Below are 13,974 nucleotides of genomic sequence, written 5' to 3'. Positions count from 1 at the left end.
CCTTTTTTTGTAGAAATAACAGCGGAAATGGGGATTCATTCGCAGAATCTGACTGAAAAGTCTTAGAGATTCTATCTCAAAAAACTCAATTTTACTTTTCTTAAATTTCAAAAACCACTCAATTAAAATACAGTACCCTGTTTAAAATGAAAAGATCGATTCCCAACCTTATTTTCCTATGTCTACTTTTCGCTTTTTCCTGCTCTACAAAAACAGCGAAGGAAGATGCAAAAGTAGCAAATGCTCCAAACATCATTCTTATTTTGGCTGATGATCTGGGTTTTTCCGATTTAGGTAGTTTTGGCGGAGAAATTCAAACACCAAACTTGGATTGGCTGGCAAATCAAGGAATCCGATTCACCCAATTTTATAACACCTCACGTTGTTGCCCAACGCGTGCATCCTTATTGACTGGATTGTATAATCATCAGGCGGGGATTGGCCACATGACTACTGACACGGGGCAGGAAGCCTACCGTGGGCACATTTCTAATTCCGCTGTCACCATCGCAGAGGTCTTGAAAAGTTCAGGCTATTCTACTGGGATGGTGGGGAAATGGCATGTTTCAAATACAGTGGTTCAGGACACACCAGAAAAGCAATTGGCTTGGTTGAATCACCAGGAGCATCACCCTCTTTTTTCACCGATCGAGCAATACCCAACTAATCGGGGTTTTGAAAAGTATTTCGGAAATATCTGGGGAGTAGTAGATTTCTTTGACCCCTTTAGTTTAGTAAATGGCACCGAGCCGGTAAAGGAAGTTCCTGAAAACTATTACCACACCGATGCAATAAACGATACTGCCTCAGTTTATATTAAGGAGTTTGTGGAAAAAGACGAACCCTTCTTCTTATATGTAGCTCATACAGCTCCCCATTGGCCTTTACATGCCTTACCTGAAGATATTGAGAAATATAAAGACACTTATACTGTTGGCTGGGATGCCATTCGAGAGCAACGCTATAAAAAATTAATTGAACTCGGAATAATTGATGAAGCACGCTACCCTCTTTCCGAACGATGGAATAATGAGTTAAGCTGGGAAGATAATCCAGACAAAGAATTTGACGCAAGAGCTATGGCAGTCCATGCTGCCATGATTGATAGAATGGACCAAGGTATTGGAAGAATTATAGAAACGCTAAAAGAAACTGGCGAGCTAGAAAACACCTTGATCGTTTTCTTAAGTGACAATGGAGCTAGCTCTGAAAGCAGTATGCGATACGGTCCTGGCTTTGATCGACCTAGCCAAACACGTAAGGGCGAGCCGATCGCTTACCCAGTCGACAAGGATGTAATGCCGGGCCCTCAAACAACTTTCACTTCCATCGGTCAGCGATGGGCAAATGTTTCCAACACTCCATTTCGTTACTGGAAAATGGAATCTTTTGAAGGAGGAGTGCATACTCCTATGATTGCTTTTTGGCCAAATGGAATCAGTGCAGAACCTGGAAGTATTTCTAATCAGGTAGGCCATGTCATGGACTTCATGGCCACATTCATTGATGCAGCAAGTGCAGAATACCCAAGTGATTTTGCTGGAAATAAGATCAAACCAATTGCTGGAAAAAGTTTAATTCCTGTTTTTCAAGATCAACAACGGGAAGGGCACCCTACCCTTTTCAATGAGCATGAGGGCGGAAGGTCTGTGCGTACCGAAAAATGGAAACTTGTCACCTTAGCAGCCAATGAGCCATGGCAGCTTTTTCAAATTACAGAAGACCAAACGGAAACGAAAAACGTAGCTGGAGACTTTCCTGAAGTAGTTCAGGAGTTAGATAGTTTATGGCAGAATTGGGCTAAAGCGAATAAGGTAATTCCAAAACCATAACCCCTTTTCAATGGCGAAAAAGAAATTTCAATTGCTTTTAAGTCTTTAATTCTCCTAAATAATGTATATTAAAAAGAAGAAACCTTTTCTTTTTTTCAAACTATGGTAGCAAAAACTTTTGGAAGTGCCGTTTCCGGCGTGGATGCTAATATTATTACCATTGAAGTAAATGTTGGGCAAGGGACTAGCTTTTACATGGTAGGACTGCCAGATTCGGCAGTAAAAGAATCGCAACAACGTGTAGAATCCGCATTGAAATTTTTCGGATATAGGATGCCTCGCCAAAAAGTTGTGATCAATTTAGCTCCGGCAGATATTCGTAAAGAAGGTTCTTCTTATGATCTTCCCATTGCCATGGGGATTTTACAAGCTTCCGAGCAGGTGGAATTTCCAGACCTTGAGAAGTACTTAATCATGGGGGAATTGTCACTTGATGGAAAATTACGCCCAATTAAAGGAGTGCTTCCTATAGCTATTGAGGCAAGGAAACAAGGATTTAAGGGTTTTATACTTCCACAGGAAAATGCAAAAGAGGCTTCTATAGTCAATAACATGGATATTATTCCTGTAAATACCATGGAGGAAGCCTCCCTCTTTTTACAGGGTGAATTGGAAATTGAACCGCTGGTTACTGATACCAGAGACATTTTCTTCAACTCACTCCATGAGATTGAATTTGATTTCGCTGATGTTCAAGGTCAGGAAAATATTAAACGCGCAATGGAAATTGCTGCTGCCGGTGGACATAACGTGATCATGATTGGCCCTCCCGGAGCAGGGAAAACCATGCTAGCAAAACGATTACCTTCGATCCTGCCTCCATTAAGCTTGCAGGAAGCATTAGAATCAACAAAAATCCATTCCGTGGCCGGCAAATTGGGTAGAAACGGAAGTTTGTTATCGCAAAGACCTTTTCGTAGTCCTCATCATACAATTTCTGATGTGGCTTTGGTAGGAGGAGGAGGAAATCCCCAACCGGGTGAAATATCACTTGCCCATAATGGAGTGCTTTTTTTAGATGAGCTTCCTGAATTTAAACGAACAGTCTTGGAAGTCATGAGACAGCCTCTGGAGGAGAGAAAAGTGACCATTTCCAGAGCTAAAATTTCCGTGGATTACCCGGCAAACTTTATGCTGATAGCCAGCATGAACCCATGTCCCTGTGGCTATTATAATCACCCGGAAAAAGAATGTGTTTGTGGACCTGGAATCGTCCAAAGGTATCTCAACAAAGTTTCAGGACCTTTATTAGATCGCATAGACCTTCATGTAGAAGTCACTCCAGTAAAATTTGATGAGATGACTTCAACCCGAAAGAGCGAATCAAGTCAAGCAATTCGGGAACGGGTAATATTGGGGCGTCAGCGACAAAATGAGAGATTTAAGGATAACCCTGAAGTTTTTTGTAATGCAATGATGCCTTCACATCAAGTAAAGGAGGTTTGTCAAATAAATGAAGCTTGTAAAACCTTGCTCAAGACAGCAATGGATCGATTAGGTTTATCTGCTAGAGCTTATGATAGGATTTTAAAAGTTGCTCGGACAATTGCAGACATATCAGAATCCGATCAAATTAAAGTAGAGCATTTAGCGGAGGCAATCCAATATAGAAGCTTAGATCGAGAAGGCTGGGCAGGTTGAAATTACTCTCCCCCTCCAAGGTTATATTCAGCTCCTTCCCTACACAATTCCACATTAAATTGTGGTTTTTTGGCCTGCATACTGTTGTTGAATAATTCTTCTAGCTTTTCGTCAGAATTTAGCGGATCATGATGAAATATCCCCAATTTATTGACGCCACAAAGTTTGCCAAAATCAATAGCTGCTTCTATTGAGCTATGTCCCCAACCAATTCGAGATTTATATTCCTCGGCAGTATATTCACCATCGTGAAACAAAAGGTCAGCATTTCTTGCTAAATCATATCCACTGGTCCATTCAGGGTCATAAGGAAAACTAGAGGAACCCAACTCAGGCTCATGATCAGGCAAATAAGTAAAAACACTTTCTCCGTCGTCTAACCTATAGCCCAATGTTGGGCCAGGATGACAAATATAACTGGTGGTAATCTTGATATCCCCAATTGAAAACTCCATGTTATTTAACTCATGAATAACGGGATGGGTAGGTAGCTCATCCATTCTAACAGGAAATAAAGGTGGAGAAAAATACCGTCTTAGTCGTTGAACAAGCGGTTCGAAGGTAGAAGAAGGACCCCAGAAATGAACGTTCACTTTGGGATCATAAAGGGGTTGAAAAAACCCTAAACCCATTGTATGATCAATATGTAAATGGGTCAAAAGAATATGCACTTCAGAGAATTCTGGTTCCAGATATTTTCCTAACCTCTGAATACCAGATCCACCATCGAGAACGATGCAAGTGTCTTTATGAACTACTTGGATACATGAAGTATTACCTCCATAAACCATATTTTCAGGACCTGGAGAAGGCAATGAACCTCTACATCCCCATATTTTTATTTTCATGAGAAATTTGAATTCCAAAAAATGGCCATAGCCCCTAAAAACCTATCAGGCCTTCCTTCAATAGGATATGAGGTTACTGTAATAAAGTGCTTTTCTCCTTTCAGATTTTTAATGTAAAAGGATCCATGGGCGGGCTTTTTATTGGTTAGGGTTTGCACTAAAGGCAAACCTTCGGGAGGCAAAATATTTCCATCTTGATCGGTGGGTTTAAATACTGTGGCCCATTCATCTACCTTCATACTACCTGTCTCTCCAAACCTTAAACCTAAAATAGCTTCCGCTGGCTCATTATAAAATATCAAAGTACCTTCTTTGTCAACCAAAAAAACAGGCATACTGAGACTATCTGCAAATTGTCGCCCTAAAATCATTTCTATTGGTTGCACCAGTCAGTTATTTATATTTTATAATTTAATAGTGATAAAAGATAGTGATTATTTTACGAATTTTTCAATCCAACGTGATTATCACCCATATAAAACAGTAAAACTTATTAAAATATCAATACTTTACGTAGGCCTTTTGCAAAATCATAAAAGCTTATTCTTTATATTAATTAATCATTCGGTCAAACCATTTTACATTTTAATAGGTTTCCTACAATAAATAAGAATAACATTTTGATGAAAAAACTGACAGCAATACTCATTTTTCTTTCTTTTACGGCTTTCGGCCAAGACATGATTTCCACTGCTAGTGGTGACATTAAAATTACACCCATCCTACATGGGACGCTAGTTCTGGAGTATCAAGGAAAGACCATCTATGTGGACCCTTATGGAGGAGCTGAAGCTTTTGAAGGTCAAAAGAAACCAGATATCGTATTGATCACAGATATTCATGGAGATCATCATAATCAAGAAACTTTAGATGGTCTAGACTTAAAAAATACTGTCATGGTAGTCCCACAGGCTGTTGCAGAAAAGTTACCTAAAAATAGCAGCAAACAAATTGACGTGATATCTAACGGTGAAACCAAAACCATAGAAAATATCACAGTATCTGCCATTCCCATGTACAATTTACCTGAAACCGATGATAGCCGTCATCCCAAGGGAAGAGGAAATGGTTATATCCTGACAATGGGTGATAAAAAAGTGTACCTATCTGGAGATACAGAGGATATTCCTGAAATGAGATCCTTAAAAAACATTGATATCGCTTTTATCTGCATGAACCTACCCTATACCATGGACGTGGATCAGGCAGCCAGTGCAGTGATTGACTTTAAACCTATGATTGTTTACCCTTATCATTATAGAGGAACCAATGGGCTGGGTGATATTGAAAAGTTTAAGGAACTTGTTAATGCCACAGCACCCAATGTGGAAGTAAGGCTTCGCAATTGGTACCCAGAAAACTAATTTTACTTTTCTATATTTATCCCACAGAATTTTAAAAATTAATGTCTTCCGAAAAAGTATCCGTTGCCGATAAACTGAGTAAAGTTTCAGATTATTGGAACCCCGTGATTGTTGGTGAATTAAATAACCAACATGTAAAACTCGTAAAATTTAAAGGCGAATTTATTTGGCATCACCATGAGGGTGAGGATGAAATGTTTTATGTATTAGATGGTGAATTTGATATGCACTTCAGGGATAAGGTAGTTCATTTGAAAAAAAATGAATTTATCATTGTACAAAAAGGAGTAGAACACAAACCTGTAGCAAAAACAGAAGTATCCGTGATGCTTTTTGAGCCATCAAGCACATTAAACACAGGAAATCAAGTTGATGATGTATTAACCCAAAACAACCTCAAAACAATTTAACTACCTCTGAGGTTAAACTTAAATAAAGAAAATTATATCCTATATAATTTAGAGGTAGAGAGGAACAGTCAAAGAGTCTTGATAATTATTCAGAAATCTAAATATTTTCCTATTTATCGAAAAACATTTAGTTAAAAGCATTTCATATTCAAAAAAAAGTATTTAATTTATATAATAAATCAAATGATTAAAGTTGATTAATTCACCAACTTAAGTTCCCTTAAGATCTAAAGGCTGCTCCTAGCAGCCTTTTTTTTATTTAAGTCCTTGATCTAAATCTTCTAAAAGATCATCCAAATGTTCCAACCCTACTGATACTCGAATTAAATTCTGAGGAGTCAAAGTATCAGGACCTTCTACAGCTGCTCTCCTTTCGATCAAACTTTCTACCCCACCTAAGCTAGTAGCGTTTGTGAAATATTTAAGTTTTTGGATCAACTTATCAGCTGCTTCTGCGCCTTCTTTTACTTGAAATGAAAGGACTCCACCAAAACCTGTCATTTGCTTAGATGCAATGTCGTGTCCGGGATGTTCGTTTAAGCCCGGATAGTAGACTCTTTCTATCGCAGCATGATTGGATAAGAAATTTGCCAATACCATCGCATGTTCGGCATGCCCTTTCATTCGATAAGGCAAAGTCTTGATACTTCTGCATAAGTAATAGCAATCCATTGGTGAAGGGACAGCTCCTCCCCCTGTTTGCACATTTTTTACTTTAGCCCAAAATTCATCTTCCACTTTAGTAATCAAGGCTCCACCTAAAATATCGGAATGCCCTCCAAAAAACTTAGTACTTGAATGCATCACTATATCAGCTCCAAGATCAATAGGGTTCTGAAAAACCGGTGTAGCAAAAGTATTATCACAAGCAAGAAGAGCTTTTTTTTCTTTTGCCAACTTTGCGACAGCCTCAATGTCCGTAACCTTCAACAAAGGATTCGATGGAGTCTCCACCCAGACCAATTTAGTGTTGGGCCTAAATGAGGCCTCCACTTTTTCCAAATCTGTCATATCCACAAAAGTGGCTTCAAGAACACCTTTGAAAATCGTAAGAATCGCATTTTTCAACCCATGATACATATCGTCAGGTGCGATTAAATGTGAACCAGGCTCAAGCGCTTGAAAAACCGCCACTCCGGCTGCATTCCCAGAAGAAAATGCCGCTGCATCCACACCTTTTTCTAAACCTGCCAACAATTGCTCAAGTGCTTTCCGGTTGGGGTTATTGGCCCGGGTATAAATCATCGACTCAGGCTGATGGACAAATGTGGTGCTCATCGTGATAGGTTGCACTACAGGTTTTTCTGTATCAGAGACAATATTACCTCCATGAATGGCGTAAGTTTCGAGTTTCATAAATTGAGTGTTAATACTTGCAAAAGGCAGCGCATGAAATTACCAATATTTCCCTGAGCGAGAAAAGAATTTGTAAAATGCCATGACAACGAAAAAAAATCCTGAGTTGATTCCAACCATTTGGGACTTTTATCCCTCTTTGAATTAGAAGCCTAAACAATGACAGTTCAAAAGCTAGACAAAACATTAATAGATCAGGTCATGAAAAATGACAGATCAGCGCAATTTCAGCTTTTCGAATTGACCAAAGGGATGCTCTATACAACTTGCTATAGAATCATCAATGATGAGGATGAGGCAAATGATGTATTACAAGATGCTTATGTTGAGATTTTCCAAAAATTATACTCGCTAAAGCATACCGAAGCATTATTGAGCTGGATGAAGACTATTACGATCCGTAAGGCAATATCGCATAGCAAAAAGAAGATTTACTTCGAACCAATTGAGGATATCCAGGTGGAAACAAGTGAGAATTTTGATGCATGGTTTGACGCTGAATTACTAGATCAAGCGATAGAAAGTTTACCGAATGGGGCAAGAGCAGTATTCTTATTACTGTCTGTGGAAGGATATTCTCACCGTGAAGCATCCCAAATGTTGGGTGTTTCTGAAAGCACTTCAAAATCTCAGCTGAACTACGCTAAAAACCTGCTTAAAAAACGAATCACAAAATTACTCCAAGCATGAAAGAGCATTCACCAAAACCGGATTTATGGAGTAAAATCCAACAGCAGAAAGACTTTGAAAGTCAAGTGAAAGCGCATGCTTCCAATCTACCACAGCGGATGCCAAGGACTGATCTATGGAATGCGATAGAAAAAGAACTTGACCAGAAAAAACCTGTAGTTCCACTTTGGAAGTACGTATCAATAGCTGCATCACTTGCCTTTATCCTGATGCTTTCCGGGCTTGCCTATTGGCAGTCTGTAGACAATAAAACAGATGAACAATTGATTTCGGAACTGGTGGTCCCAGCGGAAGAAACCCTAAAATCAGAAAATAATTCTCCGGTTCAATCAGAACCAAGCAAAGAGGTAATTATTAATAGTGATTCACAAGCGCCTAAGCAGGAGATACCTATACCTACTAAGCCTAAAATCAATCGGGAATACACTGAACCTTTGGAGTTACCAGCGATCGAACGGACTGGATTAACTCTTGAAAATACGTTCTTCTCGGAGCTCATTATCCCTCCTAAACAAGAAGCGATCGCGCAAGAGACTTTTCACAAAGTGCAAATATCCTGGGGGTTAAAGGAAAAAATTAAAGTAAGAACACAATTCGGAAAAAGCGAGACAGATCCTTTATTAAACCAGCAGGTAAGTCGAGTCGAACCCTCCAAGAATTCGATTAAAATAAAATTTCAAAAATAATAATTCACTGAACCTTCTTTAAATCTAAGATTATGAAACGACTATTATTAGTTCCTTTCCTGGCATTGCTATGCTCTTTTCAAAGCATAGCTCAGGAAGTTGAAAATGAACTTTCCAATAACCTTCAGGAATGGCTTGACCGAGATTGGCCTATCACTGACACCTTGGTTTTTGATTTCCCAAACGAAAGTGCATTGGTACTTTATTTCAATAAAACAGAATATACAGCTTCTGAATTGACTGAAGAGTTTGAACCCTTGCTTCGCAAAGCCACAGATTTCCCTGAATTCACAACTATAGCCTATCGGCTTGGAGAGAATTTTCATCCCACAGCACTAAAAAATGTAAAATATCAATTAGAGAAAAAATACGTCCCCTATGTGGACAGCATAGAAATGACCTTTCCTGTCGGCCTAGACTATACAGGTGGTGATTTCACTCCCGTCGTTGGCTTTAGAGCACATTTAAATTGGAGAAACTTCTCCTTGGGCGGTTCAATTACAAACACAGTTTATTTCCCAGATAGATCGGAAAACAATGTAAAAGTCAATAGCAACTGGTTTGCCAACGCAGAGTTTGCCTGGGAACTTGGGAACCTACAAGGTCCTAGAAGAAATACTTTTGGAGTAGGATACCTGATCAAAAACGAAAAAAGCCAGCTATTTAACGGGACGACCATGCAGGCTTATTATAATAGAAAGCTAAATAAAAATCTATCAATCCAAGTAGGTGTGATTGCTACTGAGAATTTTAAAACCTTCTACCCTACGGTAGGAATCAGGTTTTGGTAATGGGTTCGCATAATCAAAAAAAGCCCGGTGATATCCGGGCTTTTTTTTGATTACTTCTCAAAGGTAGATTTTATCTAATTCGATCTACAGACTTTACTAAAGCCTCATCTTTTTTAATAAATCTATTGGCAAGCATATTACAGACCATTGCAACTAAAATAGCCCAAAACCCTATCTTATAAGTACCATTATCAGCGGCTCCTATCTCTGTATTAACTCCGCTAGTAGTTAAGAATACTATCACCACAATCCCTACCATAAACAAGGAATTGATCATATTTATCATCATTTGCCTTGCTCGGCTTCTATATTGAAAAATAGAGATGATCGCTAAAAATCCTACAAAAGCAGCCAGCGCCGCCAAATACCAAGTAGAATTTGAAGAAAGTACTTCTCCTGAAGAAGAAAGATGCTGCATAGAAAATGCTGAAAGCGTATAAGTTTCACTGGAATCAGGAACTACCTGAAGCCAAAGTTCCATGCCAATGGTCAGCCCCATGGCCACAGCCACCAAAAACAAGAATATCGTTTGAACGCGTTGAATCATTTTATTATAATTTTTTGGCAAATTAACAGGCTTAAAAGATCATTACCAAGGATTGAAGGAAACTCTATCGGATTTGCTGCGGAATAGTATCTTTGCATCCAATGGAAAAAATCAAGCGTTATTTTCTTGAGCTTAGCTATAAAGGCACCAAGTATCACGGTTGGCAAATACAGAATAATGCATTTTCGGTTCAGGAATGTATTGAATCTGCACTTTCTACCTATTTTCGCAGCCCAATAACTGTGATGGGCAGCGGAAGAACTGATACTGGTGTTCATGCAAAAATGCAAGTATGCCATTTCGACTTAGCTGATGACATAGATTATGGCAAGTTTCTAAAAGCAATCAATGGTATATTGCCAATTGATATATCTATTATGTCTATCCGTCAAGTCACCCCAAATGCACATGCTAGATTTGACGCTGTCAGTCGATCTTATGTTTATAGAATTATCTTCCAAAAAAACCCATTTCTAGACGGATTGGCTTGGCATAGTTATTTTATTCCAGACTTAGAAAAGATGAATTTGGCGGCAGAAACCTTATTGAAACATGATGATTTTGAATGTTTTAGTAAAGTTCATACCGAAGTCAAACATTTTCGTTGTGATATAAAATCGTGTAGTTGGGAACAAAAAGACGGAGAATTGTTATTTCATATAACCGCAAACCGTTTTTTACGTGGAATGGTGAGAGCCATTGTGGGAACTTTAATGGAAGTGGGTCTTGGGAAAAAGGCTCCTGAAGACATGGAAAAAATTATTTTATCCAAGGACCGATCAAACGCTGGAAAATCAGCTCCTGCAAGAGGGCTATTTTTAAGCCGGATTATTTATCCAGAAAAAATCTATTTAGACTAACTGATTTTGAGTTTAGAGAAAGAAAAACATTCATCCGGTGAAATTGTAGACACCCAGGTATTAAAGCAGCTTTACCGACATGTAAAGCCCTACCGTCTCCAGTTTTATTTCCTGATCTTCCTTACGGTAGCCCTAGCTGCATTGGCACCTACACGCCCTTATTTTATACAGGTAGCGATAGATGACTATGTGGCAAAAGGTGATGGCGTAGGTTTGCTTCAAATCATCTACATCTTAGTAGGACTGTTGATTTTACAAGCACTGGTTCAATGGGCTCATACGTTTTATTCAGGCTGGATTGGGCAGGTGATCATTCGAGACATTCGAATCAATCTTTATAAACACCTATTAAAACTTAGACTCAAATTCTTCGACAACACACCTATAGGAAGACTCGTCACAAGAAACGTGTCTGACATCGAAACCCTCGCCAATGTATTTAGTGAAGGTTTAGCTGCTATTATCGGTGATTTACTTCAGTTGGTCACGATTTTAGCTGTCATGTTTTATATCGATTGGAAACTGACTTTGGTGAGTTTATGTACACTGCCATTAATGATTATTTCCACTTATATTTTCAAAGAAAAAATCAAAGTCACCTTTAATGATGTTCGTAATGCGGTTTCTAACCTCAACTCTTTCTTACAGGAGCACATTACAGGTATGAACATCGTTCAGGTATTCAATCGAGAGGAACGAGAGTTTTCTAGATTCAAAGAAATCAATCGGGAGCATAGAGCAGCCCATATTAAATCTGTCCTTTATTACTCCATCTATTTTCCTGTTGCCGAAATTATTCAAGCGATAGGCATTGGTTTAGTAGTATGGTATGGTGCCGTAGGCGTTTTGGGAATGGAGCTTCAAGTCGGAGTATTGATTTCATTTATCATGTACCTCCAGTTATTCTTCCGCCCAATTCGAATGATTGCCGATCGATTCAATACACTTCAAATGGGTGTGGTAAGTTCCTCCAGAATTTTCAAACTCTTGGATAACCAAGAGCATATTGATAATGAAGGAGATTTAAGACCAGATTCTGTCAAAGGAAACATAAAGTTGGAACATGTTTGGTTTGCCTATAACGATGAGGAATATGTATTAAAAGACATCAATTTTGAGGTAAAAAGCGGTCAGACAGTGGCTCTTGTCGGGGCAACTGGCGCAGGAAAGTCCTCAATAATAAACTTGATTTCTCGTTTCTATGAAATAAACAAAGGTTCTATTACGGTCGATGGAAATGATATCAAAGATTTTGAATTGGGGATATTGAGAAAACATATAGGAGTAGTACTTCAGGATGTATTCCTTTTCTCTGACACGATCTTTTATAACATCACCTTAGGCAACCCAGATATCACAGAAGAGCAAGTATGGTATGCTGCGGATCAAGTGGGGGCCCGAAAGTTTATAGAAAGGCTTCCTGGAGGACTTCAATATAATGTCATGGAAAGAGGAGCCACCTTATCTGTGGGACAAAGACAATTGATTTCATTCGTAAGAGCGATGGTTTATAATCCAGAAATCATCATTCTGGATGAGGCAACTTCCTCTGTGGACACAGAAACCGAGGAATTAATTCAACAGTCAATTGACAATATGATGAAAGGTAGGACTTCCATCGTCATTGCCCATAGATTATCAACTATTCAAAAAGCTGACAAAATTATCGTTCTTCATAAAGGTGAGATTGTGGAAACAGGCACACATGATAGCCTGCTGGAGCAAGGCGGTTTTTACACCCAACTTCATCAGATGCAGTTAAAAACCATGGCGATTTAAAAAGATTAATAAACCATATAATAGATTACCCAGTGAAATTTAGAATTCTAGCGCTTATTTTATTTATCCCAGTATTAGCTTTTTCCCAAGAAAGAGGAGTAGGCCTACGTGTAGGAGAACCATTTTCTATTACTTATAAAGATTTTATCAGCGATTATATTTCCATAGAAGGAATGATAGGTAGTGCTGGTGTAAATGGATCTAGCTATTACCAAAGGGATTTTGAAAACAACCCACCGGAATCAAATGCCTTCTATATCAGTCATGGCGTCAAAAAAGGACTTTCTTTCAATGTCCGTTCAGCATACCATGAAGATTTTACGGATAGTTTCGGGATCACCGAAGGCTATTTATTAGCCTATGGTGGAGCTGGAATCCAGCTTCGAACAAATAGAGTAACCTATAGCTATACGGTTGAGCAAGTAGGTAATGGAAATCTCTTAAAAGATGAGCGGACTAATGTGGACTTCGGTCCTGAGGCATTTATTGGTTCTGAGTATTATTTTTCAGACCTACCCATGAATGTTTTTGCAGAATTCGGGGTTTTTATGGAGCTAGTGGATCGCATTGGCCATCTTAAAGCTCAAGGTGGCATCGGTGTCCGTTACCTTTTCTAATGATGAGTAAAAAGTTTGCTGTTATCCTAATCACCCTGATCCTTTTGACAGGTATTGGTTATTGGGGATTTAACCGATTGGGAGGCAATGCGCCTATTGACATCCAAGTCATAGATCAATCACCTCCTACACTAGTTGGTTTAAATTATAGAGGTACTCCTCAAGACCCCAAATTGGAAGAAGCCTTTAATTCTGTAGAAACAGAAATGGACCTACATCCTGGATCGAAATTACATACCATTTACTATTCTGAGCCCGCTGGAAAGCTGGACACCATGGAAGTTTTTGTGGGAATTGATCAACCATTGCCTGTACAGAATTTTGAAACCATGAGTTTTAAGGAGTCAAAATATCTTCTAGCCACAATTAAAAGCAGTAAATGGGTTATGCCAAACCCTACAACTGTACAAAAAAAGCTTAAGGAATTTGCACAAAATCATCAATTAGAACTTACTGGCATATTCATTGATAAAATTATATCTGAGACCGAGGTTCAGGTAATTGCTCCGATCAAAGCTGATAATTAATTCACGTTTTTTAACAGGCTTAGTTA

15 protein-coding genes are annotated in these 13,974 nt (G+C 38.8%); 11 read left to right on the top strand and 4 right to left on the bottom strand.

Features of this window, described 5'->3' with window-relative positions; all coding sequences use genetic code 11:
- Positions 1–146 precede the first annotated feature (146 nt).
- A complete protein-coding gene (locus ALPR1_RS04865) occupies positions 147–1,832 on the top strand; it encodes an arylsulfatase (protein WP_008198859.1) in 1,686 nt (561 codons plus the stop codon).
- A gap of 102 nt (positions 1,833–1,934) precedes the next feature.
- Entirely contained in the window at positions 1,935–3,473 is a 1,539-nt protein-coding gene (locus ALPR1_RS04860) for a YifB family Mg chelatase-like AAA ATPase (RefSeq protein WP_008198858.1), read from the top strand.
- 2 nt (positions 3,474–3,475) lie between these two features.
- Here the strand turns inward: ALPR1_RS04860 and ALPR1_RS04855 are convergent, their stop codons facing one another.
- Both ALPR1_RS04855 and ALPR1_RS04850 read right to left on the bottom strand, forming a co-directional pair.
- A complete protein-coding gene (locus ALPR1_RS04855) occupies positions 3,476–4,321 on the bottom strand; it encodes an MBL fold metallo-hydrolase (RefSeq protein ID WP_008198857.1) in 846 nt (281 codons plus the stop codon).
- Positions 4,318–4,692 (bottom strand): PAS domain-containing protein, encoded by a 375-nt coding sequence (locus ALPR1_RS04850; RefSeq protein WP_040302564.1) that lies wholly within the window; start codon positions 4,690–4,692, stop codon positions 4,318–4,320. Before ALPR1_RS04850 ends, ALPR1_RS04855 begins: the two co-directional genes overlap by 4 nt.
- A gap of 252 nt (positions 4,693–4,944) precedes the next feature.
- On the opposite strand from ALPR1_RS04850, the gene ALPR1_RS04845 reads away from it, so the two are divergent.
- Together ALPR1_RS04845 and ALPR1_RS04840 are read left to right on the top strand one after the other, a co-directional pair.
- Positions 4,945–5,685, top strand: coding sequence for an MBL fold metallo-hydrolase (locus tag ALPR1_RS04845; RefSeq protein WP_008198856.1), 741 nt, complete (start codon positions 4,945–4,947; stop codon positions 5,683–5,685).
- A gap of 41 nt (positions 5,686–5,726) precedes the next feature.
- Complete coding sequence (locus tag ALPR1_RS04840; RefSeq protein ID WP_008198855.1) at positions 5,727–6,095, top strand: cupin domain-containing protein; 369 nt, start codon at positions 5,727–5,729, stop codon at positions 6,093–6,095.
- A gap of 255 nt (positions 6,096–6,350) precedes the next feature.
- Here ALPR1_RS04840 and ALPR1_RS04835 read toward each other — a convergent pair whose 3' ends face one another.
- Positions 6,351–7,451: a trans-sulfuration enzyme family protein gene (locus ALPR1_RS04835; protein WP_008198854.1), complete on the bottom strand. Its 1,101-nt coding sequence runs from the start codon at positions 7,449–7,451 to the stop codon at positions 6,351–6,353.
- Positions 7,452–7,610: 159 nt separating this feature from the next.
- Between ALPR1_RS04835 and ALPR1_RS04830 the strand changes: the two genes are divergently transcribed.
- Genes ALPR1_RS04830 through ALPR1_RS04820 form a run of 3 tightly spaced genes read left to right on the top strand, consistent with a single transcriptional unit; the run spans position 7,611 to position 9,618 of the window.
- Positions 7,611–8,141, top strand: a complete 531-nt coding sequence (locus ALPR1_RS04830) for an RNA polymerase sigma factor (RefSeq protein ID WP_008198853.1) — start codon at positions 7,611–7,613, stop codon at positions 8,139–8,141.
- Positions 8,138–8,827, top strand: coding sequence for a hypothetical protein (locus tag ALPR1_RS04825; protein WP_008198850.1), 690 nt, complete (start codon positions 8,138–8,140; stop codon positions 8,825–8,827). Before ALPR1_RS04830 ends, ALPR1_RS04825 begins: the two co-directional genes overlap by 4 nt.
- Positions 8,828–8,859: 32 nt before the next feature.
- Positions 8,860–9,618, top strand: a complete 759-nt coding sequence (locus ALPR1_RS04820) for a hypothetical protein (protein ID WP_008198849.1) — start codon at positions 8,860–8,862, stop codon at positions 9,616–9,618.
- A 70-nt stretch (positions 9,619–9,688) separates the two neighbouring features.
- Here ALPR1_RS04820 and ALPR1_RS04815 read toward each other — a convergent pair whose 3' ends face one another.
- On the bottom strand, positions 9,689–10,165 hold the full coding sequence (locus tag ALPR1_RS04815; RefSeq protein WP_008198848.1) for a DUF4293 domain-containing protein: 477 nt from the start codon (positions 10,163–10,165) through the stop codon (positions 9,689–9,691).
- A 101-nt stretch (positions 10,166–10,266) separates the two neighbouring features.
- Here ALPR1_RS04815 and truA point away from each other — a divergent pair, with 101 nt between their 5' ends.
- Genes truA through ALPR1_RS04795 form a run of 4 tightly spaced genes read left to right on the top strand, consistent with a single transcriptional unit; the run spans position 10,267 to position 13,948 of the window.
- Positions 10,267–11,025: a tRNA pseudouridine(38-40) synthase TruA gene (truA, locus tag ALPR1_RS04810; RefSeq protein WP_008198847.1), complete on the top strand. Its 759-nt coding sequence runs from the start codon at positions 10,267–10,269 to the stop codon at positions 11,023–11,025.
- A gap of 6 nt (positions 11,026–11,031) precedes the next feature.
- Entirely contained in the window at positions 11,032–12,804 is a 1,773-nt protein-coding gene (locus ALPR1_RS04805) for an ABC transporter ATP-binding protein (RefSeq protein WP_008198846.1), read from the top strand.
- Positions 12,805–12,836: 32 nt separating this feature from the next.
- Positions 12,837–13,421, top strand: a complete 585-nt coding sequence (locus tag ALPR1_RS04800; protein ID WP_008198845.1) for a hypothetical protein — start codon at positions 12,837–12,839, stop codon at positions 13,419–13,421.
- Entirely contained in the window at positions 13,421–13,948 is a 528-nt protein-coding gene (locus tag ALPR1_RS04795; RefSeq protein ID WP_008198844.1) for a hypothetical protein, read from the top strand. Before ALPR1_RS04800 ends, ALPR1_RS04795 begins: the two co-directional genes overlap by 1 nt.
- Positions 13,949–13,974: the final 26 nt, after the last annotated feature.

It is taken from the genome of Algoriphagus machipongonensis, from assembly GCF_000166275.1.
Lineage (GTDB): Bacteria > Bacteroidota > Bacteroidia > Cytophagales > Cyclobacteriaceae > Algoriphagus > Algoriphagus machipongonensis.
Note: the sequence above shows the minus strand (reverse complement) of the source record. Positions and strands in the feature narration are given on the sequence as shown.